The 22,516-nt window shown below is 53.6% G+C and carries 19 protein-coding genes and 1 pseudogene; 7 read left to right on the top strand and 13 right to left on the bottom strand.

Going from position 1 to position 22,516, the window contains the following annotated elements:
* Positions 1-60: 60 nt before the first annotated feature.
* Both NSS83_RS30830 and NSS83_RS30825 read right to left on the bottom strand, forming a co-directional pair.
* On the bottom strand, positions 61-1,464 hold the full coding sequence (locus NSS83_RS30830) for an NAD(P)/FAD-dependent oxidoreductase (RefSeq protein WP_341188133.1): 1,404 nt from the start codon (positions 1,462-1,464) through the stop codon (positions 61-63).
* Between the two features lie 680 nt (positions 1,465-2,144).
* Positions 2,145-2,507 carry a hypothetical protein gene (locus tag NSS83_RS30825; protein ID WP_341347192.1) on the bottom strand — a complete coding sequence of 121 codons (363 nt, stop codon included), beginning with the start codon at positions 2,505-2,507 and terminating at the stop codon, positions 2,145-2,147.
* 165 nt (positions 2,508-2,672) lie between these two features.
* Between NSS83_RS30825 and NSS83_RS30820 the strand changes: the two genes are divergently transcribed.
* A complete protein-coding gene (locus NSS83_RS30820; RefSeq protein ID WP_341347191.1) occupies positions 2,673-3,962 on the top strand; it encodes a S8 family peptidase in 1,290 nt (429 codons plus the stop codon).
* A gap of 55 nt (positions 3,963-4,017) precedes the next feature.
* Here NSS83_RS30820 and NSS83_RS30815 read toward each other — a convergent pair whose 3' ends face one another.
* From NSS83_RS30815 to NSS83_RS30805, 3 genes are all read right to left on the bottom strand, one after another.
* Entirely contained in the window at positions 4,018-5,325 is a 1,308-nt protein-coding gene (locus NSS83_RS30815; protein ID WP_341188013.1) for an amidase, read from the bottom strand.
* 180 nt (positions 5,326-5,505) lie between these two features.
* Complete coding sequence (locus NSS83_RS30810) at positions 5,506-5,961, bottom strand: hypothetical protein (RefSeq protein ID WP_341347190.1); 456 nt, start codon at positions 5,959-5,961, stop codon at positions 5,506-5,508.
* A gap of 34 nt (positions 5,962-5,995) precedes the next feature.
* Complete coding sequence (locus NSS83_RS30805; protein WP_341347189.1) at positions 5,996-6,433, bottom strand: LytTR family DNA-binding domain-containing protein; 438 nt, start codon at positions 6,431-6,433, stop codon at positions 5,996-5,998.
* Positions 6,434-6,813: 380 nt separating this feature from the next.
* Here NSS83_RS30805 and NSS83_RS30800 point away from each other — a divergent pair.
* Positions 6,814-7,462: pseudogene (locus tag NSS83_RS30800) on the top strand (transcriptional regulator).
* 389 nt (positions 7,463-7,851) lie between these two features.
* Here NSS83_RS30800 and NSS83_RS30795 read toward each other — a convergent pair.
* Positions 7,852-8,127: a CD3324 family protein gene (locus NSS83_RS30795; RefSeq protein WP_341188010.1), complete on the bottom strand. Its 276-nt coding sequence runs from the start codon at positions 8,125-8,127 to the stop codon at positions 7,852-7,854.
* Between the two features lie 381 nt (positions 8,128-8,508).
* Between NSS83_RS30795 and NSS83_RS30790 the strand changes: the two genes are divergently transcribed.
* A complete protein-coding gene (locus NSS83_RS30790; RefSeq protein WP_341188009.1) occupies positions 8,509-10,200 on the top strand; it encodes a M3 family oligoendopeptidase in 1,692 nt (563 codons plus the stop codon).
* Between the two features lie 154 nt (positions 10,201-10,354).
* Here NSS83_RS30790 and NSS83_RS30785 read toward each other — a convergent pair whose 3' ends face one another.
* From NSS83_RS30785 to NSS83_RS30775, 3 genes are all read right to left on the bottom strand, one after another.
* Positions 10,355-10,549: a transcription initiation factor TFIIIB gene (locus NSS83_RS30785; protein WP_341188008.1), complete on the bottom strand. Its 195-nt coding sequence runs from the start codon at positions 10,547-10,549 to the stop codon at positions 10,355-10,357.
* Between the two features lie 50 nt (positions 10,550-10,599).
* Positions 10,600-10,986, bottom strand: a complete 387-nt coding sequence (locus NSS83_RS30780; RefSeq protein ID WP_341188007.1) for a DUF1801 domain-containing protein — start codon at positions 10,984-10,986, stop codon at positions 10,600-10,602.
* Between the two features lie 102 nt (positions 10,987-11,088).
* Positions 11,089-12,021 carry an alpha/beta hydrolase-fold protein gene (locus NSS83_RS30775; RefSeq protein ID WP_341347188.1) on the bottom strand — a complete coding sequence of 311 codons (933 nt, stop codon included), beginning with the start codon at positions 12,019-12,021 and terminating at the stop codon, positions 11,089-11,091.
* 267 nt (positions 12,022-12,288) lie between these two features.
* Between NSS83_RS30775 and NSS83_RS30770 the strand changes: the two genes are divergently transcribed.
* Both NSS83_RS30770 and NSS83_RS30765 read left to right on the top strand, forming a co-directional pair.
* A complete protein-coding gene (locus tag NSS83_RS30770) occupies positions 12,289-12,783 on the top strand; it encodes a sigma-70 family RNA polymerase sigma factor (protein ID WP_341347187.1) in 495 nt (164 codons plus the stop codon).
* 20 nt (positions 12,784-12,803) lie between these two features.
* Positions 12,804-14,324, top strand: a complete 1,521-nt coding sequence (locus NSS83_RS30765) for a DUF4179 domain-containing protein (RefSeq protein ID WP_341347186.1) — start codon at positions 12,804-12,806, stop codon at positions 14,322-14,324.
* 80 nt (positions 14,325-14,404) lie between these two features.
* Here NSS83_RS30765 and NSS83_RS30760 read toward each other — a convergent pair whose 3' ends face one another.
* On the bottom strand, positions 14,405-15,643 hold the full coding sequence (locus NSS83_RS30760) for an RICIN domain-containing protein (RefSeq protein WP_341188003.1): 1,239 nt from the start codon (positions 15,641-15,643) through the stop codon (positions 14,405-14,407).
* Between the two features lie 298 nt (positions 15,644-15,941).
* On the bottom strand, positions 15,942-16,589 hold the full coding sequence (locus tag NSS83_RS30755) for a hypothetical protein (protein WP_341188002.1): 648 nt from the start codon (positions 16,587-16,589) through the stop codon (positions 15,942-15,944).
* A 175-nt stretch (positions 16,590-16,764) separates the two neighbouring features.
* Between NSS83_RS30755 and NSS83_RS30750 the strand changes: the two genes are divergently transcribed.
* Positions 16,765-17,652, top strand: a complete 888-nt coding sequence (locus tag NSS83_RS30750) for a fructose bisphosphate aldolase (protein WP_341347185.1) — start codon at positions 16,765-16,767, stop codon at positions 17,650-17,652.
* Positions 17,653-17,765: 113 nt separating this feature from the next.
* On the opposite strand, the gene NSS83_RS30745 is transcribed toward NSS83_RS30750, so the two are convergent.
* Together NSS83_RS30745 and NSS83_RS30740 are read right to left on the bottom strand one after the other, a co-directional pair.
* On the bottom strand, positions 17,766-18,809 hold the full coding sequence (locus NSS83_RS30745) for an Atu2307/SP_0267 family LLM class monooxygenase (RefSeq protein WP_341347184.1): 1,044 nt from the start codon (positions 18,807-18,809) through the stop codon (positions 17,766-17,768).
* Between the two features lie 161 nt (positions 18,810-18,970).
* Positions 18,971-21,901 carry an insulinase family protein gene (locus NSS83_RS30740; RefSeq protein WP_341347183.1) on the bottom strand — a complete coding sequence of 977 codons (2,931 nt, stop codon included), beginning with the start codon at positions 21,899-21,901 and terminating at the stop codon, positions 18,971-18,973.
* Between the two features lie 196 nt (positions 21,902-22,097).
* Here NSS83_RS30740 and NSS83_RS30735 point away from each other — a divergent pair, with 196 nt between their 5' ends.
* Positions 22,098-22,451 (top strand): VOC family protein, encoded by a 354-nt coding sequence (locus NSS83_RS30735; protein ID WP_341347182.1) that lies wholly within the window; start codon positions 22,098-22,100, stop codon positions 22,449-22,451.
* Positions 22,452-22,516 lie beyond the last annotated feature (65 nt).

Below are 22,516 nucleotides of genomic sequence, written 5' to 3'. Positions count from 1 at the left end.
ACGCCAAGAGGCTGCACCAGAGGTCATTGCCCGCCTCAGGTACAGCCTCTTCAGGCCGTCTTACTGGCCTGTAAATTCAATCTCATCGTAATCATAATAAGCCTGGAGGATCTGCTGCCGGTCATCCTGGAAGAGCTGGTCAGCCACACCGCTGACCAGTCTCGGAATCGCATTCCGCAGGCCCGAGATGGCCGATGCCGATAACCCGCAGCTGGCCAGAGCGGAATAGTTGAACACGAATAAGCCATGCAGCCGCTTGCGGCCTGCTTCATCCCGGCTCTGAAGTGCAAAGCCGGGGCTAAGGTACGGGTGTGCGTCCAGCAGCGGATTCGCCGCTCCCGCAGGTGCTGTGTACCGGTCGCTCCAGCGGGCAATATGAGGCTCCACCTGCCGCAGCTCCGGCCGCAGGGCAGGATCGCTGAGCAGGCCCGTGCTGACGATCAGATAGTCGAAGCTGAACTCTCCGGCGGGCGTAGTCACCACCGCCTGCTCCCCTGAAGCCTCCACCTTCAGCCACGGCGAGCCGAGATGCAGCCGGAAGCCGGGCCATGCCGCTGCGCGGCGGAAGGTATCGCTCGTCGGCGGCTGATTATACTGGAAGAAATGCGAGATGACCGCATATTTGTCCGCATCCGCCAGGGTATGGAACCGCTCAATCATGCCCGAGCCCTCCATCTGGCGGATCGGATTCACCCCCGGAAGCTGCGCCCGGCGGACGAAGACCTGGGCCTCCGCCGCGCCCTCCTGAAGCGCATAATTCGCATTGTCGAAGGCGGACGCCCCGCCGCCGAGAATCCCCACCCGCTTGCCGCGAAGGGCGGCGAAATCAATCTGCCGGGAGGTATGGGCATACAAGTGCTCCGGCAGATGATCTGCAATCATCGGCGGAACATGCCACTGCCCTCCGCCTTGAATGCCGGTAGCCAGCACCACCTTACGGGCCAGCAGTGTTCCGGCCTGCGCACCCGCTCCTGTAACCTGCAGACGGTAGATCCCATCGTCACCAGGCTCGACCAGCAATAGCCGCACCTCATTACGTACCGGGAGCTTCAGAACCTGCCGGTACCAGCGCAGATACTCCATCCACTGCCCGCGCGGGATTTTGTCCACCTCACTCCAGGCCTCCGCCCCATGCTGAGCCTCCCACCAGGAACGGAAGGTCAGCGACGGGATGCCGAGATCAATCGAGGTCAGAGCTTTGGGCGTACGCAGCGTCACCATCCGGGCGTAGGTCTCCCAAGGCCCCTCCAGCCCGTCACGATTCTCATCGATAATCAGCAGATTCGAGATCCGTTCGCGCAGCAAGCCAAAAGCCGCACCAAGCCCGCTCTGGCCCCCGCCCACAATGACGACATCATAGACATGGCCTTCGGCATGCTCCACAGGGCGAACCCAGTCCGCGCCGCCATAGGCGAGGTACGAGAGATCCGTGTTCACACGTTCATTCAAGGCTTCCAGGCTCATCATTCCTCAGACCTTTCCGGAGCATCTTCAGCGCATAGCTGCCGCTCACTATATCCTGTTTCACAATCCCTGATATACATCTATGGCGATATTATATAGGGTATGCCCCCGCTTTTGAATATTGATGGAAGGTTTATTGTCATAAGAGCTGAATTCGGTGAACGGGATTGTACATGGAGCCAATATTTTAACGCCAACTCCCCTTAATGCTTGACAAACGGAATATTATTCAACACGCATCCGCAAAATAATCCCACAAAGCCATCCGTGCCGCTGGCGCGGCACCACAGAAGATCCCAAAAAATCTAACGGACCGTAGAGACCTTATCCCCACGAGAACGCCACCTTGTGCAGCGTAACGGACTCAGGCGACCTTATCGTCTTTCTGCGAGACGTTTTGGAGCTGAATGGCAGGGGATAAGGTCCTTGCGGTCCGTTAATCGCCCAAGTGACGACTTTCTTCCCGGATAAGAGCCCCTGGGTCCGTTACGCTAAGCCAAACGCCCCCAAAGAACTTCGAGGCGGACCGGGCAGTCAATATGTTCAAGCTGCTCGATTACCTGCTCTATATCCAGCTAGCCAACTTCCTGATCATTCCGGTGATTCTCTATAGCATCTATTATTTCAGACATGACCATAAAGCAGCGCGCCCTCAATAAATCCGGGCGCGCTGTTGTTACTTAGAAGCGTGCTACAAAAAACTCGCGGTTCGACGGGACGAACTTCTGTGTGCGCTGCACATTATCCGCATCGATAATCCGGAGCGTGTAGCTGACCGTTGTCAGCGTACTGATCGTATTGAACTGGGCGACGCCGAATTCATCGAATTGAGCCGTGATCACAGTGCCGGAGCTCCGGGTCAGTGTAGCCTTCCAGTCCTGCGTTTCATATGGGACATTGTTATTGTTCACGGCAAGCACGATGAAATTATTAAGCACCTGTCTGATCCGCCGTCTTTTGGGTCTTACTACCGCCGCTGCTCTTGCTTTTTTAGCCATCCATTGACGTTTTGCCAGCAATGCCTTCTTCTCTGATTCTTTCATTTGCTTCACCACTTTCTATTGGAATACAGTAGTAAATGCAAGAGAAGAATCAGCCGAAACGCGTTATTGCCTGTTAGTTACATAAATGTATCGCTGTACTCATTCCTGGTTTCGTACCCACCGAGCAGCTGGCCGCATACACTGCTTCATAGAGGTGATTACATTATGAAGAGTGAACCATCATGGGTCAGGCGTCACACCGCCAAGCTCAACCGGCCCCTGAAGCATAAGATCCGCCGAGCCTATTCCACTGCTGCCTCAACTGCTGCTATACCGGTGATTATACAGTTCAGACAACCGCTTACTCCGGCGGGACTCCGCGAACTTAGGAAGCATTTGGGACGGCATGTCCTCCCGGTCAAGCATCATCTGCGGCTGCACCAGGCCGTGGCTTCACAGGTATCCCTGAAATGTCTGGAGCATGTATGCCGCTGGAATGGAGTCCATAAAGTCTATCTGGACGGCATTAAGAAGGCTACGCTCAACATTGCAACTCCATCCATAGGCGCTACAGCGGTTAGACGCTCAAGAGGGCTTACCGGCAAAGGCATCAACATCGCTGTGCTCGATACCGGAGTCTATCCGCATCCCGATCTGACCCGGCCGGTGAACCGCATTCTGGCGTTCAAGGATTATATCAATCACCGGAAATGCCCGTATGATGACAACGGACACGGCACCCATATCACCGGGGATGCCGCCGGTAACGGCTGGTCCAGCCGGGGCAAGTACCGGGGACCCGCGCCGGAAGCGGGAATTGTCGGAATCAAGGTGCTCGATAAGTATGGGGACGGCTATGACTCCACCATTATCAAGGCCATTGAGTACTGCATCACTCACCGCAAAAAGCTGAAGCTGCGCATCCTCTCCATGTCCTTCGGCGGTCCGGTGGCCCCGCATGTCAAGGATGACCTTCTCGTTCAGGCCGTTGAAAAAGCCGTCAAAGCCGGGCTCACCGTAGTCATCGCCGCCGGTAATGCCGGCCCTAGACGCCGGACTATTGAGTCCCCCGGGATCAGCCCCTCCGCGATCACCGTCGGAGCCGTCAATGACCGGCGGACGCTGACGCAGAAGGATGACCGGATCGCCGTCTATTCCAGCCGCGGGCCCGCTCCCGGCGGCAGGGTGAAGCCGGATCTGGTCGCCCCCGGCGATTCAGTGATCTCGCTGCGCGCCCCCGGCTCCCGGCTGGTCCGTGAATTGCCGCGCAATAAGGTCGGCAAGCGGTATTTCAAGCTGTCCGGCACCAGCATCTCCACGCCCATCGTGTCCGGTGCCGCTGCGCAGCTGCTGCAGCTCCGTCCTTGCCTCACGCCGCGCCAGGTGAAGCTCCTGCTGAAGCGTAATGCTTTCCCTCTCCGCCTGAAGCCGAATACCGGCGGCAGCGGGGAGATTGACGTACGGTTCCTGAAGCGGCGCTGCTCGCCCAAGAAACCCCACAAAGTGAGACCTTAGCTCCCCAAAACAAAATATCCCGCCTGGTAACCGCTCCTTATTTCACGGGGAGCGGTTACTCCTCAGCCAGCTGCGGCCATAGCTGGCGCGCCCAGGCTAACAGCAGCTCGTCTTCTCCATATCTTCCTATGCACTGGAAGCCGAGCGGCAGGCCTTCAAGCGTTGCCGCAGGCAGACTGACCGTAGGCACTCCCGCGAACCCCCAGACCGCAGGCATCCCAGCCCAGCCCGTATTCCGCTCCTCGATCTTCGGCGCAGTCCCCCCTTGGGCCGGAGAGACCCACAGGTCGATCCCCTCCTGCTCCATAAGCTCCATCAGATCACGCCGCAGCTCCCGTTGCCGGGTGCGGTACTGCTCCAGCTCCTCCTCCGGAATCTGCTGTCCTCTAAGGATCGCTTCCTGCACGGGAACGCCGTATTCTACTCTATGTTCCGCGAATCTATCTTCATGCTCCCGTGCCAGCTCCCCCTCAATGAAACGCAGCATGGCATTTCCGTAGATGAGTTCATCCTCCCACGGCATTTGGACGTAACGGACTTCATATCCAAGCTGTTCAAGCCCTGAGATCTGAGCCTGGAACACCCCTTTGACTTCTGCGCTCATCAGCTCCATATAGACTCCCTTAGGGATACCCAGAACCGGCTTGCGGGAGACTTCGGCAGAGCGGTTCTGCCAACTTGGGACAAGCAAGGCCGCCGCTGCCTCCATATCAGGCAAATTCTGCGTGAAGAACCCTACCGTGTCAAAAGACGGCGAGAACAGCAGCACCCCATCCAGCGGAACCCGGTCATAGCTGGGCTTGAACCCGACCACCCCGCAAAAGGACGCCGGAGCGATCACCGAACGCAGCGTCTGTGTGCCCACAGCCAGCGGACAGAGCCCTGCAGCCACCGCTGCGGCGGAGCCTGCACTGGACCCGCCGGGAGTATGTGCGGTGTTATGCGGGTTACGCGTTGCAATCGGTCCGTTGTAAGCAAATTCCTCGGTCACCGTCTTGCCTGCAATCACGGCCCCGAGGGCACGCAGCTTGGTAACCAGAGACCCCTGGGCGCCGGTTAACCGCTCAGCGGATAGCTGCGATCCCGCCCGGGTCGGCAAGCCGTCCACGTGGAGCAGGTCCTTAATGGCTACAGGAATGCCGAATAGGGCCGGTTTTCGTTCATCTGCGCTGTAAATCCTTTGCAGCAAAGCTTTTTCCGAATCCAGACGCCCTTCAATCCCATCCTCAGGGACAAACGCATGGATATGCGGCTCAAGCTGTCTGTAACGCTCCAAGTACGGGTCAAGCACAGTTTCAGGTGAATATCCGGGCTCTTGAATCCGGCTCATCATTTCTGTCAGGGATACCTTGTGAAGCAGCATAAGATCATCTCCATGGAAGATTATGTATAGCATTTGGCTTATTACGGTTCACTCAGCAAAAGGTAACAGAAATTCCTAGGTTTTCTCATACTCATACTCATGCTCATACTCATGCTCAAAAAGCCACCCGGGCCGCTTCCCCTCCAAGATGGCTTTCATGCTCCCTGGCTCCAGTGCTTCCTAAAGCTCTTCGTTGGTTTGATCTCCGCCCTGCTTATACTCATTCAGCTTCTGATTAAGCTGCCTGGCTTCCCGTTTCCCGTCGATGTGCATCATCGCGTACACCATACTTTTGACCACCAGAATAACGATGACGAACGGCACCAGCACTCCCTTATCCATCAGCGGGCCGTCCGCGAACAGCCACAGCCAGAGAATGACCAGCACATCGGCCAGGATGAAGCAGAGGTAGAAGCTGATCGTCTGCACTTTGGGATCTACTTCATACGTATTCACCAGCGCATACCGGAAGCAGGTAAAAGCCGCCGCCCCCAGGAACAGCTGCACCAGCAGCGAGCCCCGGATCATCTCCGTAGCATTCAGAGCCAGCACAACCGCTGCAAGCACCATCAGCCCCCCGCAAGCCACCAGCAGATCCTTCACGAACAAAGATACATACTTTCTGGTTGTAATCATGAGCTTTCCTCCTATTTGAGTCTTGATGACGCAGCTATAACCCTAACTTCCGTTTCAGCACCGGGACATATTGTCTGGAGATGTAGACCTTCTCACCGTTGTGCAGCAGCGCTTCGTATCTTCCGTAGAGCACCGGACGGAGCGACTCAATCTTCGCCACATTCAGGATACTGGATTTGGAGGCCCTGAAAAAATCACCAGACTCATACTCCGTCTCCAGCTCATACAGCTTCAGCCTCGACTCATACACCTTCTCCTGGCAGTAGATGAACACCTTATGATCTACCGCCTCGAAATAATAGACGTCACGCGGATGGATGATGTGCATCTGTAGCCCGGTCATACCGATCAGCTTCCTTGCGCCTGCGTTCACCGAGTAGATCAGCGCCAGCAAGCCTTCATCCGGGTCATTGCACCTGAGAATAATTTCAGGCTCACCGCCCTCCGGAACCTGCTCAATCGTGATTTTCACCGCCACCGCCTCCTGCCTTCTCTCCCTACAGCTACAGTATATTTTTGTAAAATGACTTATACAATGGCCTTTGCGCAAGCTGCACTCTAGCGGGTTCAAGCTGCAGGTTTGGCAGGTTCAAGCTGGTCCAACCAAATCCAACCAAATCCAACAAGGTGCAACCAAGTCCAACTCCTTCGTTGGCTCTTCTGCAATATAAGGTAACGGTTATAAAGGGAAATACGATATAATACCGGTATAGGCCGTGAAGAACACGCCGTCTCAATAGAACGTTTATCTGGAGCTGACTCTGGATACGTTGTATCGGGGCGGCTTTTCTTGTGTTCGGCTTCGGATTCACTGCAGATTCACGGCCAATCTACTGTAAAGGGGAAGCTTCATTGTCGAGATTCGAGCAGCAATATGAGGAATGGCTTCAGGAACAAATTCATGCGGAGACAAGTTCAATAAGATTGGAGTTTCTTAATAAGGGGTTGGGGCACGGGACCATAGAGTTTCTGCGCTCCATCTGGTTTCCCGCTGTCGGCAATTTCAAGTCTCTGTATGCGGAGTGGGAGGTCCGTGATTTCAACAACGGTTACCGTTACTTAGATCTGGCGTATATGCCAGGCGGTGCTAAGGGCGGCATTGAGATTCAAGGCTTTGGTCCGCATGCACGGGATCTTGATGTCAGGGCGGTTCAAAGACTTATGCCGACGGCATTGTCTATTAGCGCTGGACGGCTGGACTTTTTTGCCCATCGCCTATCCGTCTATTACAGAAGAGCCTCAGCTCTGCCAGCAGCTCGTGCTTGCGTTCATTGGCAGATTCGCTGCTACTGATGTAACCGCATCCTTATCCTGGCTGGAGGCGGAAACGGTCCGCCTGGCCCGGCGCGTTCTGCGCCCGCTGACTCCACTGGAGCTGGCCGCGCACCTAAGGGTATGTGACCGTCAAGCGAGGCGCATTCTTCATCATCTCGTTGAGCTGCAAATCCTGGAGGTGGCGAGTGGTTCTACGCGGATTCGCACCTATAAGCTCCGGGGCTAACTTTGGTGAGAACCGCTAATCTTGACTCCCCCCGCTTTTGGTGGACGAGTCTGCCGGCGTGGACTGAGAAGCGCCTATTTTGCTAAAAATAAGGTTTTTCTGCGCTTCGCGGACAGAGATTCCGCTATCCGCCCTAGAAGTCACCCAAACAGCCTATTTGTGCAGCAATAGCGGATTGTCAGTCCGCCAAAAGTCACTATGGCGCTGTAAATCCACAATAGCGGAATCTCAGTCCGCAGCCGCTTAGAACACTTGGCCATAGCAGTTTAGCGGATGCCCTTGATCACACGCTTTCTATTACCCATGCACACTTGACCATCCGCAGCCTTCGCTCGGCCCTTTTCCCGGTCAAGTCAGCCCCGCCTCCCCAAGCCTGAAAAACCCGCAGATCAGCTCTGCGGGTTCCTGGAATATACGATTTTGCGGATGCTATCTATCGATAACCCGTATTGCTCACACAATTGGTCCAACTCTGCACCTTCTTGGAAGCGGCTACGGATCTCAGCATTGCGGACTTTATAGTAATCGGCTGCCCCTGAGCTTTCGCCCCATTTTTTGCGTTTGCTCTTGCAGGTCGGGATATACAGGGCTTCCCCTTGAATATATTGCTGAATCTCCTTCAGCAGGTGGTCTGGCAACAGCTTTGCTGCATTTACACATTGCATATCTGGCTCGCTCCTTAAAATATATTAATCTTTTAAGGGCAAAGCCTGTGTAAATAACTGTATTACATAAAACATACTTCAGGCGAATAAATCCGCTCCATGCCAAGCTTTCGCCTTAGTTATTCCACAGGCTTTGCATGGAGCGTGCCGTTCACATACTGACTCATCCGAAACATGGGTCATCACCTCCCGGGATTCAATAATTGGTGCAGATTAACTCTATTCTAAAATAATTTCCATATCGGTTCAACAACGGATGTGTGCGGTACCAGGAGTATAGCGTTTAGCTATAATCAAATATTACCGGAAGAACATTAGTTTTTTGCGCGCACCGATTATATAATAGAAACTATATGGTAAAGAAAGGATGCGATGCAGCAAATGAAATTCTCAGAATATGTATACGAACGACCGGATGTGGCTCAATTCAAGCAGGAGTTCACCACTCTGCTGAAGGACCTGGAGACAGGCAATCTGGAGGAGCAAAAGGCTGCCGTGACAGCAATCAATAAGCTGCGCAGCCGCTTCGATACGATGGAGACCCTCGTGAGTGTCCGCCACTCCATCGATACGGAGGATGCATTCTACAAGGCAGAGCAGGACTATATGGACGAGACCGGACCGGTGATCCAGGAGTATATCACGGATTATTACAGAGCCCTCGTCAACTCCAAGTATAGAGCCGAGTTCGAGCAGGAATGGGGAACACAGCTCCTAAGCTTGGCCGAGATCTCACTGCGCACCTTCAGCCCTGAAGTCATTGAAGATCTGCAGCTGGAGAATAAGCTGTCCTCCGAATATTCCCAATTGATCGCGTCCGCCAAAATCATGTTCCAGGGCGAAGAACGCACGCTGGCACAGCTGATTCCGTTCGATTCTTCCACGGACCGTGAAGTTCGTAAAGGTGTATTCGAGGCCCGCAATGCCTTCATGGCAGAGCATGAACCCGAATTCGACCGGATCTATGACGAGCTGGTGAAGGTCCGGGCAGGAATCGCTGCCAAGCTGGGGTACAAGAGCTTCGTGGAGCTCGGGTATGACCGGATGGGACGTACCGATTACAATGCTGAGATGGTGGCGGGCTTCCGCAAGCAGGTGCATGAGCATATCGTGCCGGTTGCGGGGAAGCTGAAGCAGCGCCAGCGCGAACGCCTTCAGCTGGACGGACTGAAATTTTACGATGAGGGCATTAAGTTCAATTCCGGCAACGCGACCCCTAAGGGAGACCCGGACTGGATCGTGGCGAATGGTGCGAAGATGTACCAGGAGATGTCCCCGCAGACCGGTGAATTCTTCACCTTCATGCAGGAGAACGGGCTGATGGATCTGGTCAGCAAAAAAGGCAAGGAATTCGGCGGCTACTGCACCTTCTTCAGCGACTACCGTGCTCCGTTTATTTTCTCCAACTTCAATGGAACCGCCGGGGATATCGATGTGCTGACCCATGAGGTCGGGCACGCGTTCCAGGTGTATTCCAGCCGGAATATGGCGGTCCCTGAATATGCATTCCCAACCTCCGAAGCCGCTGAGATTCATTCGATGAGTATGGAGTTCTTCGCCTGGCCATGGATGGACCTGTTCTTCAAGGAGGAGGCGGACAAGTACCGTTTCAACCACTTGGCTGACAGTCTGGAGTTCATTCCTTACGGCGTATCTGTCGATGAATTCCAGCATTTTGTGTACGAGCATCCGGAAGCTACGCCGCAGGAACGCAAGCAGGCTTGGCGGGACATTGAGCGGAAATATCTGCCGCACCGTGATTATGACGGTAATGCTTATCTGGAACAAGGCGGCTTCTGGCACAAGCAGGCCCATATTTTCCGCTCCCCGTTCTACTATATTGACTATACCCTGGCCCAGCTCTGCGCCTTCCAGTTCTGGAAACGCTCGAACGAGGACTTCACCTCGGCCTGGCCGGATTATCTGAAGCTCTGCCAGGCCGGAGGCAGCCGCTCCTTCACCGAGCTGGTGAAGCTTGCCGGATTAACCTCCCCGTTCGAGGATGGCTGCATCGGCTCCGTCATCGGTGAGATTGAGGGCTGGCTGAACAGCATAGACGATAAGGCGCTGTAGGGACTGAAATTGATGCTTGTTTTGCTCCAGTCTAATGGTAGTAATACCTGCGGTTATGCAGCTACTGACCGCTAACGCCCCAACTAACTAAGATTAGGGGCTGTCCCAAAGCCATCAAACGGCTACTTGGGACAGCTCTTTACTGATCTTCATTTTATTTATCCTCAAATTTATGTGGCTCTTTAACAAAACTTTTTAAAATAAATCCACACGTTATACAAATTACATGAGTAACATCTGATCCTAATGTTAGCATCTTTTTCATAGGATACACCCTAGCTTCGCCGTGCGACTTGCCCTCCCCCCATTTTGTCCCTCCACATTCTGGACAACATTCTTCGTTTCTCATCTCGAACCTCCTGCAATGAAATTAATCTTTTCATTACTTCTACTGACTTGCTACTTCTTCTTCCCCTTCTCTGCAGCCTCCTGCTTGTTCTCTTCCACTCTGAATTTGACGATTCTGGCAATGAGCTCATAGGGGAGCGGCTCCTTGATGGGGAACTGTACCGACCCTTTGGCCCCTTTATACTGCGCCAGTTCCTCCTTGAAGGCTTCGATTCCACTGGGTGCCGGGTAGAACCCAATGTGCGTCTTGTAGGCGGCAAAATGCACCAGATTCTTATGCAGGAACCAGGTCGGCATCTGGTAGCTGATCTTCTCCACTGCCTCCGGCGCAGCTTCCGAAATGACCTTACGCAAGGTCTGCAGAAGCTCCTGGACCTCCGGCGCAAAGTCCGCAATATACTGGTCAACCGATTCATAGGTAACTTTATTCTTGTCCACTTCGGCTTCATCTCCCTTGGGCTGGTTCATAGGCGTAGTTAAGTAAGCCCAACTTATATGTAGCACACAGCTTTTCCAAATTCAAATTATAATGCGTAAGCGTCATGATTCCTTCGTCCTCCCGGCATAGAATTTCAAATATTCGTCCATATGGCTCTTCCAATAGTCCCCGTCATGCTGACCTGCCCTGAGGTGATATTCCACCGGCACGCCCTTCCCCTTAAGCAGGGTATACAGGCGTTCCGTGCCTTCATAGAACCGGTAGCTGTCCTCTGCTCCGCAGTCCAGGTAGATACTCAAGTTCGATAAGTCCCTATTCTGCGCCAAAAGAAGCGGATCGCGCTCCTGCCGCAGCGCTTCCGTCGGATACAGGAACTGGACCAGTCCGTTCGCCCCGCCTGCTGCCGACCAGTCATCCAGGAACAGCGCCGGGCTATGCCCGCCAACCCTGCTATACACATCGCTATGCAAGAACGCAGAATGCAGGCTGATAAAACCGCCCATCGATATGCCGCCAATATAGCGGGAACCGCGCTCAGCCAGAGTATTGAAATGCGTGTCAGTATACTTCACAACATCCTCGACCAAATAATCCTCATACCGTTCACCACCCAGCGCTGTGGGATCACCCGGATTAGCTATAGCATTCAGTCCATAGCTGTTGTCCATCTGGGGAGCAACGATTATGAGCGGCTCGATTTGACCGTTCTCAATCAGTCGGTCTGCATTCTGCTGAAGCTCCAGCCCGCCCCACATATCTGTTTCTTTGCTGCCATAGCCATGGATGAAATAGAGCACCGGATAACGCTGAGAAGCCTTGTACCCTGCGGGAAGATAGACACTAAGCCGCATCTCCCGGTCCAGGGCCTCACTGTAAAAAATTAGATTTTGAACGCCGGGACTTTGCAGCGGTGCCGTCTCAACTTTGTCTGGAGCACCTTCAGAGTCTTCGCCTGAGTTCCGTGAACAACCTGCCAGCATTATACACAGTATGATCAGAAGCAGATACAGTCTGGAGCTTCGAGAACCTTTCATATCGGCCGCCTCCCGTTCTCCGCTACAATCTTAGCGCTTACAATAAACAATATCATGGAACTGGATATTAATAGTAGAACAATTATGTTGTCTTTGTATTATTAAGTCAGCCAGCAACTACTGGTTGGCCTATCTTATATGTGTTTTAATAAAAATCAATCGTTTTTCCGGTCTGCTGCGTCTTACTTATGAAAACATATTTCGAGGACGACTTCTTCCATAGACCAACATAACAAGGAAGAGGGGATGGTGAATGGGGGGAAGACAATGAAAAAAGCCAATACAGCAGAGCTGGCGCTGATGGATGAAGAGGTGTTCTATGAGCGGCTTGCAAGTGAGCACCGTAAACTGTATGCGCTCGCGTACAGCTATCTGCGCTCAGAAGCAGATGCCCTGGAAGCGGTGCAGGAAGCCTCGTGCCGGGCCTGGATGAAGCGCAAACAGCTTAAGAACGAGCAGGCCTTCACACCGTGGCTACTCCGGATTACCATCAACTGCTGCATGGATGAGCTAAGGCGTAAAAAACGCGTCGTGCTGACGGAGAAGCTTGAAGAGGAAGAAGCCCAGGAGATGAGGAGCAGCGATCGTCTCGATCTGGAGCGGGCGATGAAGCGAATGAAGCCGAAATACCGGCATGCCGTGATGCTCAAGTATTACCAGGATATGACGAACGCCGAAATTGCCAAGTTCCTGAATAAGCCGGAAGGCACGATCAAGACCTGGATGCGTCAAGGGCTCATGCAGTTGCGGAAATATATGTGAGTATGTGGGAGGTGGCAGAAATGTTGGAAAAAGAAGAGCGCGTTCTGAAACAGGATGCCCAGGAGGTCAATCTTGATGCCCAGACGATTCAGGAAATGAAAATTTATAAGGCCATGCGCAGTGGAATGGCGCAAGGGAAAAAACGCAGCAAACGGCGTTTCTATTCCTATGGGGCCGGCGCCGTATTAGCCGCGGCCGCAGCCATTTTTGTGATTATCTCATCCATCGGCTTACCGGCCGGAGGTACAGACGATTCCGTCCTCGGCGGTTCAGTGCAGACGGTCAGCACCACAAGCTGGAATGATTTTGCAGACTATCGCACACAGCCATTAACGAACCGGCTGGTTGGCGGCATCCTGGAACGAAATTTGGTAAAGCCGGTCCGTCAAAGCGCATCAAACAAAGGATACCGTATGGATGTGGATGGCGCCGTTACGGATGGCCGTAAAGTGTATATCCTATTCAATGTGCACAACGGTTCGGATAAAGAAGTTATTCCTGCGGATACGAAAATTCAATTCGGTGATTTCGAGGTTCCATATCCACATCGGGGCGCAGCCCTGGAATTAGCGAACAGTGGCGAATCCAGAATCCAGCCTGGCGAAAACAAGAATTTTATTTATTCCACCAACTATCCTGCTTCCATCACTGATTCCAAAGAGGTGAAGTTCACTCTAATTCTCACCGGAACGTCGGAACAGGCGCTCGCTTCCAGCAGCAGCAAGTATCGGACCAGCCTGGAGGTATCGTTTCAGCTTGATCCAGACGATTTCAAAGACCAGGTGCGCACGCTGCCTGTGAACCGCACGCTTACAGTGGACGGTCAACAGATTATAGTGCACCAAGTACAGTATACTCCGTTCAACACTTATGTCGATCTGGAGTATGACAAGGCGAACACCAAACAGATTTTCAGCCTGCTGAATCCTGTTCTGACCGCAACAACCGGGAGCCAAACCGAGAAATTGGTGTATCCGGGTAGAATCACGTCCAATAATTCCGAGGTGTACAAAGACTCCTCGCAGGCAACGCTGGTGTTCAGGTATACCGGGCTTAACGAGCCGGACTCCATCGCGCTGAAGATTGCCGGCATCTCGGCTCTGGAGCCGGAGCGTATGAAATTTGTGGTCGATCTGAACAAACAGCAAGTGATTGAAGCACCGGCAAACGGTTTTGAAATTGTCACATCCAAGAAAGAACATTCTGCAACAGCGGCAGAGATTCTGCTACGGCGCAAGGTGACCGGCCTGTCTTATTATACCGATTCGCAAGGGGCAGTTCAGGCGGAGTACATCGGCGCACAACTGGCCGACAAATTCACCGATGCGAACGGCCAGGTGCATGATAGAACCAATCGGGAAACACCACTAATCAACTTCGGCGGCACCATGATCTCTGGAGATGGTACGGGAATTGATGAGATGAGTTTATCTTTTGACAGTCAAGCTGCAGATTACCCGCAGCCGCTTACCCTATCGGTATCGCGCATTTGGAATCCAATTATGGAGACACAGAGCATCGAGCTGTTCTCAAAGAAATAGACTACAGCAAGAAGCCCCGCCCAGCCGACAGGCTTGCGGGGCTTCTTGCTTATTTATCTGGACTTTGGAACTTCCACTCCCTAATTAATTTTGGTAAGCTGCCACTTCTGGGCGTCGGTTCCGTTGTCCGTCCATTGCTGCACGGCCGCTCCGTCTGCGGTAGAGGAGTTCGAGACATCCATGGCCAGCCCGCTGGCTTTGGAGATCAGCTTGTAATATCCGCCGCCCACATCGACGATGCTCCACCGCTGGGCGTTACTGCCGTTGTCATTCGCCTGCTGGAGCTGGACTCCGCTTGCCGTGGAAGCGTTCGGCACATCGAGCAGTTTGCCGCTATGCATCGCTGTAAGCTTGTAGAAGCCGTCTCCCGTGCTCTCCACTCTGAATTGCTGATTGGCGGCGGTGTAATTAGTCCACTGATGCATTTTGGCTCCGTCTGCTGTAGAGACATCCGTCACATCCAGTACCTTACCGCTGGCTTTGTTCATCAAGGTGTAGACTCCGCCGCTGACAATGCCGCTCGAAGGAGCGCCCGCCTGATACACCCGCACATAATCCACCAGCATCTGCGCCGGGAAGCTGGTTGCTCCATTCGGAGCGCCAGGCCAGTTGCCGCCTACCGCAAGATTCAGCAGCAGGAAGAACGGTTTCTGGAATTCCTCTGTATTGCCGGTTCCATTCTCAATATAGAATTCATTGAACTGGTTGCCGTCCACGAACCATCTGATGTACTTGGAATCCCATTCCACGCTGTACACATGATATTGAGAGAAGTCCAGATTACCGGACACCCTGCCGAATTCGGCATGGCCTCCTGCATCCCAGTGCACCGTGCCGTTAACGGCTGCGTTATTATTTACCCGCTCCATAATATCGATCTCACCGCAGGCCGGCCAATAGGCCGTATTAATATTGGAGCCGAGCATCCAGAACGCAGGCCATAAGCCTTGCCCGGACGGCAGCTTGATTCTGGCTTCGATTTTGCCGTATGTGAAATTCTTAAGCCCCTGCGTCTTAATCCGCGCCGAGGTATAGTTCATGCCTTCATAGGATTCTTTCTGCGCAGTAATGACCAGATTGCCGCCGGTTACCTTCAGATTCTGTGAACGGTTGGTATAGTATTGCAATTCATTGTTGCCCCAGCCCCCGGTGCCTGTGCCAATCTCGGCTGTCCAGTTGGCAGTGTTCAGGGAAGATCCGTCGAACTCGTCGCTCCAGGCCAGATTCCAGGTTGCTGCGCTTGCGCTTCCCGCTGGGACCAGTGCGATTAATAACGTGAACAGCATGAACAAGCTTAAGACTTTACCTCTTCTAAACATCTTCGTCCTCCTTTTTTGCGTTTCGAAGTTGCCCTGCTTATTTCAATGCACGCGTACGTTCGCGCAGTTGAAACCTTACCCAACCGGTTTCGGACATGAATATGGCAGCGCCTTCTTCTGTTACATCCCATATATATCGCTTTTGCTTCCCGGAAGAACCAGAAATTTGACAATTCAGCGAACCTGGCGGAAAGGAGGGGCTGTCCTTTTGGAAAGTACTCCTTGTCACCCCCAAACACAGCAAAAAACCGCTCTCCAACGGAGGCGGTTCCTGTTTTTGCAAAGAGTGATTGCCGTACTACTCGAGTCCGTGCTCCTCGCGGATCTTATACATCCCTTGCACGAGCAGCTCCGAAGGATCACGGTTAAGCTGCAGATGCGTCAGTAGCAGATGGAGCGGGATAGCGCAGACGTTATTTCCGTCCGTGATTGCAGGGAAGCCTGCTTCAAAGACCGGTCCATGCTCCTCGTTCCAGGCCAGTCCGGCATGCACCTGCTCCGGTGCGAACTCCTCCGTTACAGCGGCGATACACATCGGAACCAGCACATTGTCGACAGCAGCCTTGGCTTCCTCTTCACTGGCGAGCGGCTTAGGCATGGAGTTGCCTCCCTTGGTCTTCATCATCTCGTGGAAGAAGGATGCCATCCAGATCTCCGGACTGTTGCCGGTCTGGAAGCGGCCAGCCAGCTCACGAAGGAAGAAACCGCAGTAATAATCAGCGTTATCTTTATCCTTCACACGGAATACAAATACCGGGCCGTAGTTGTCCAGGTTCAGCACCTGTCCTTCCACATCGCTGAAGCTCATTTTGAGAGCTACAATGCCGTTATGAAAAACAGCCTTGAGCAGCTCATTCCAATTCTCTTCGGTCATTTCTTTCCCGGCAGCTTCCGCTTCCCCGTTGACCGGCTCATTCGTAGTCTCATTGGTTGTTTCGTTTGTCATAGTTAAATTCACCCCACTTTCTATCATACCATCCTATTGAACAAGGTAACATACCATATCTCTCAGGCGCAAATGGAAAGCTCTGCCGGACCCGGATGTATGTCCTTATGCGCAAGTGCTATACTAGACAGGGTACAGTAACCATCTCATCTTGCAGAAGGGAATGACACTAACCATGAATACTGAACAATTGGACCGGATTCACACTGGCCAAGGCTTTATAGCTGCTCTGGACCAGAGCGGAGGAAGCACCCCCAAAGCGCTGCTGCAATACGGTATTAAGGAAGACCGTTATTCAGGGGACGAAGAGATGTACACCATGGTTCACAGCATGAGAACACGCATTATTCAGAGTCCCGCCTTTACAGGCGAGCATATTCTCGGTGCAATTCTGTTCGAGAACACGATGGACCGCCTCATAGACGGGCAATATACTGCCGATTACCTGTGGGAGCAGAAGGGCGTCGTGCCTTTTCTCAAAATAGACCAGGGACTGGCCGCTCCTGAGCACGGAGTCCAGCTTATGAAGCCTATTCCCGCCCTCGATGATCTGTTGAAGCGGGCAGTCAGCAAGCATATCTTCGGCACCAAAATGCGCTCCGTGATCCATGAGGCGAACCCGGAGGGTATCCGGCAGGTAGTGGAGCAGCAGTTCGGGCTGGCCCGGCAGATCGCCGCCTTCGGACTCGTTCCGATTATTGAACCTGAAGTAGATATCCTCAGTAACGACAAGCAGGAATCAGAGCAATTGCTGAAACGGGAACTGGCCGCACGCTTGTCTGAGCTGCCAGATGGCATGAAGGTCATGCTCAAGCTGTCGATCCCGACAGAGGATAATTTATACAGCGGGCTCGCCGCAGATCCCCATGTAGTTCGGATCGTAGCCCTCTCAGGAGGGTATACCCAGGCTGAAGCCAACGAGAAGCTGGCCCGCCAGCATGGAGTGATTGCCAGCTTCTCCCGCGCCTTATCCCAGGGGCTCAGCGATCAGCAATCCGAGGACGAATTCAATAGCACCCTCGCTGCATCGATCCAGGCCATCTATGAGGCTTCGATTACTTGATCATATCCATGCTCATTTAAGCTCATAGCTTCATATACAGAAGAGGACCCCAGGCCTAGTGCCGCAGGGTCCTCTTCTGTATATTCCGAATATAAGTTCCGCAGGAGAGATGCTCACTTAAGCCGCTTAATGCCCTCCCGCACCCTAGGCGCTACCTCTGTCCCGAAGAGACGGATGGCCTGCATCACCTGGGCATGCGGCATGGAGCCGTGCGGGACATGCAGCAGGAAGCGGGTGATCCCTACATGCTCGTAGAGGTGGATGATTTTGCGGGCAACTGTGTCCGGATCGCCTACATATAGAGCACCGTCAAAGCTGCGGGCGGCATCGTAATCCGCACGGTGATACGGCGGGAGCCCTTTCTCCTCCGCCCGGACATTCGTACGTGCATGTGTGGACGGGAAGAAGCCCTCTACCGCAAGCTCGTCCGTCTCCGCAACATAACCATGAGAGTGTGAGGCGATTGGAAGCTTGGATACATCATGGCCCGCCTTGGCTGCTGCCTCCTTATAGAGCCTTACATGCCTGGCATAATCGGAGGGGTTCACATTGCCGATAATCGCCAGGGCAAAGGGCAGACCCAGGGTACCCGCACGGACCGCAGACTCCGGAGTTCCCGCACTCGCAATCCATACGGGCAGCGGATGCTGCTCCGGGCGCGGATAGATCTCCAGATTCGTTATAGCCGGACGGTGCTTGCCGCTCCAGCTGACCTTGCCGGGTTCCCTTAGCTTGAGCAGCAGGTCCAGCTTCTCGTCAAACAGCTCTTCGTAGTCCTTCAGATCATAGCCGAATAGAGGAAACGACTCGGTGAACGAGCCCCGGCCCACCATAATCTCGGCACGGCCGCCCGATATCCCGTCCAGTGTTGCGAAATCCTGAAATACCCGCACCGGATCGGCTGAGGACAGAATCATGACCGCACTGGTCAGACGGATTCGGGTCGTCAGTGGTACAGCCGCCGCCATCAGCACAGCAGGCGATGAAGCTGCAAAATCAGGCCGGTGATGCTCACCCACGCCGTATACATCCAGTCCCACCTGATCCGCAAGCACGATCTCCTCCACCGCTTCGCGCAGCCGCTCCGCATGGCTTAGAGTCACTCCGGTATTCACATCAGGCGTTGTCTCGACAAAGGTGCTTATTCCAAGTTCCACGTCTTGTTCCTCCTAAAAGTCAGTAATCTTTATATTCTAAAACTAAATAGTTAAATATTCAAAGAAAACTTTAACCCGCAGCAAACAGGGCGCCCCGGCTGTGTAAACAGCTCTTAAGGCACCCCGTCATGTGTTAGCTGGCTGATCGCAGCCGCTCCCGCTTATTTCACCAGTTCCTCCAGGCTGCCAAAGGCACCGGAGGCCGATTTCAGCTTGGATTCGCCTCCGACTACACAGAAGTAATTCTGCTGTGTTACCGCCTCAAGCAGACTGGCATAGCTCCTGATATCCGCAGCTTTGGCCGACAGGATTTCATTACGTTCCTGCTGAAGGTCTTCCGCAGTGATCTGTTCGAAATAATGCCGGTCTGCCTGACGGCCTTGCGCGCCGGGACTAAGCGGTTGGTCAAGCATAGCCAGAGTCCCGATAATTGCCCTCTCCATCTCCGCTTCATCTGCCGTATATTCTCCGGCAAACTGAGAGGCCCGGTCATAGACCTCCAGCGTCTCCAGCAGGTTCGGATCGCGGTAGGAAGTGAACAGAATCACTCCGTCACGGCGCAGGAGCAGATTGCCGCCATACGCACCGCCTTTGACCCGGACCGTATTCCACAGGTAGGTTAGGCTGAGAATCTTCTTAAGCACCTGAAGCTTGCCGGAATAGGCGAATCCCAGCTTCTTGTAGTCATAGCCTTTGACTACATATTGCACCTGGCTTGCGGACATGAAGCCTTCGTTGACCGCCTGGTCCTGTGCAGACAAGAGCGGCTGGGACTCTACCACCCGGCTGCTCAGGTCCAGCTCCTGCACATGTGCGGCGAATTCCGCATACGAATCCGCCGTACCGGTGATGGAGAGCGTCAGATTATGCGTATTGAACAACACCCCGCAAATTTCCTTCAAGGTATCCGCAAGCCCCTCCGCCTGCTGGTCAATGGTGCGGGCAAGCTCCTTGATGAAGCGGTAATAGGCCACTCCGCCAAGCTGCTCCTCGTACATCCCCCGGTCCGAGAAATAGGACAGCACCCGGCTGGCTGCAATCTCATTGCCTTTCTGGGTCAGCATCGCCTCCATCCCGGAGGCTTCGCGGCGGACAATCTCCTGCAGCTTGGACAGATTATCCAGATTGCTGCCGTAGAGCAGCTCGTGCAGCAGCTTCAGGGAACCGCCGATGTTGCCCTGCATGACCTTGATCCGCGCGCTGAATTTGGCCTGATAGCTTCCTTCCGCAGACTTCCCGGCTCCGAACACCTCATTCTGAAAACGGATGCCCCCGGTCGAAATCCCAATCTCACTAGTCAGCTCCTCAATACTGTAGGCTTCCGTCTCCAGCTGTCCAAGCACTCTCGCCAGCAGCTCCAGATAAGGAATCTGCTGCGCGGCAAGCACGCTGGTGTCCCAGTACAGCTTGATATAGGCGATTGCACCGGCAGCGACTTCATGATGCAGCACCTTAACCCCATCCAGCACATACTCCATTGTGGGTACCCCTGCCGGAGCGATAGGGTTAATATCCTGCAAGGTCAGCTTCGGCAACTTCTCCAGCTCCTCAGCGGGGTCAGGAGTGTTCTGCCGGGCAAGCAGCTTCTGCGTGCTAAGCACCAGCTCATCCAGCTGGGCTGGGGCCAAAGAGGCTTTGTATGACGCCAGACGGCTGCGGACCGCCGCATCCTTTTCCCCCGCCAGAGTCTGAGAGGGCTGGAGGACAACAACACTGCAGTGGTTACTGTTCAGCAGGTAGGTCTCAATCAGCCGCTCGAAATAGCGGCCCGAACTTTGTTCGCGGATCGCCGTAAGTGCCGCTTCGTACTCCAGATACGTGGACGGCAAGCCATCATACAGCCAAGCCTTCATGACTTCCATATTGTAGGTTAGACCCTTCGGATATTGACTGAAATCGGCTTCCCGCAGTTCAAATTCCTTGCTGTTCACCGCAGCCAGCACCAGCTTCTCATCCAGTCCGTCTGCTGCAAGGCGGCTCAGCGTCGCTCTGACCAGATTCACGAATTCTTCCTTAGCCTCAGGGTTAGAATGCGTCAAGGCAATACCCAGCATAGGCTGAACCATACTATCTGAATAAAAGGCAACCACATCCTTGCCCAGGCCGCTCTCCAGCAGCGCTTGCTTCAGCGGGGCGGCGTTGCTGTCCATCAGCATGCTTTTCAGAATGGCAAAAGCCAGATTCAGCTCCCGGTCCATAGAGGTTCCTATTACATAATTCAAGCTCAAGTATGTCTTGTCCGCAGCCGTTTCCGTCTCCAGAATGGGATACTCCGCCGTAAGCTGGGTAATGCCGACCGGTGCCTGTAGAGCAATCGAAGTATCCATAGCCTTGCGGGTATAGCGGCTGAGATATTCCGCGTGGATAAACTGCAGCCGTTCTTCGATATTCAGATCCCCATACAAATAGAAGTAACTGTTCGACGGATGATAATAATTCCGGTGCGCCTCCAGAAACTGTTCATAGGTCAAGGAAGGGATATTCTGCGGATCACCGCCGGAGGAGTGACGGTAGATCGTACCCGGGTAGAGCGATTTTTTGATCCGGTCAATCAGCACCGTCACCGGCGAGGAATATGAGCCCTTCATCTCATTGTAAACAACGCCCTTGTAGATGAGCTCATCCCCGGAATGCGGCAGCTCATAATGCCAGCCCTCCTGCTCGAAGATCTCCGGCTGACTGTAAATATTCGGTTGAAAGACGCTGTCCAGATAGACCTCCATCAGATTGGCAAAATCCTGGTCATTCTGGCTGGCTACCGGATACATCGTTTTGTCGCCAAAGGTAAAAGCGTTCAAGAACGTCTTCATCGAGCCCTTCAGCAGCTCCACGAACGGCTCCTTCACCGGGAATTTGTCCGAGCCGCACAGAACCGAATGCTCCAGAATGTGAAACACTCCCGTGCTGTCCGCAGGCGGAGTCCGGAACGTAACACTGAACACCTTATTGTCATCCTGATTCTGTACATAGAGCAGCCGTGCGCCGCTCTGCTGATGCTCCAGCGTGTATACGGAGGATTCGATTTCCCGTATGTACTCCTTGCGTATCACTTGAAACCCGGAATAGACCTCACCTGCTATTAAGCTGCTCATATCTTTCCCCTCCTTAGTTCAGGACTGCCCTGATTCCATGAGCTTATCATATCCGGGGTTTCCGGTTCCAGTATGAGCTGCATGGAGGCTTGTTCATCACTATAACCTCCTGATCGAATATGTTAAAATATGCGGATAGCTAATATTAGCAACAATTGAATTGTACAGTAAAGGATGGATCATGATGGAGCTCACGATGAATTGGATTACACTCAGGGTACGCAATCTGGAGGCTTCCCTTGATTTCTATCACAGAATTCTAGGGCTTCCGCTGGAGCGCAGATTCGAAAGCAGAGGGAAACAGATCGTCATGCTGGGAATAGAGGGACAGCCGAAGCTTGAGCTCATTGAGGGCAGTGACCCGCCGGTGAAGCCGGAATGCGGAGTGTCTGTAGGCTTCGAGGTTAGATCGCTGGACGAAGCTATGGCGGAACTTAGTAAGGAAGGAATTCCGGTCGCCCGCGGCCCCATCGCGCCGAATCCCAGCCTGCGCTTCTTCTATATCCTGGACCCGGACGGGTTCGAGGTGCAGCTTGCCGAGCATATGTAGGGGTAAGCCTACTTGCGGAATTTGCGGATGCATAATGTATCCGCTTTTTCGAGTACATTCGGCCC

The organism is Paenibacillus sp. FSL H3-0469 (assembly GCF_038051945.1).
GTDB lineage: Bacteria > Bacillota > Bacilli > Paenibacillales > Paenibacillaceae > Paenibacillus_AQ.
Note: the sequence above shows the minus strand (reverse complement) of the source record. Positions and strands in the feature narration are given on the sequence as shown.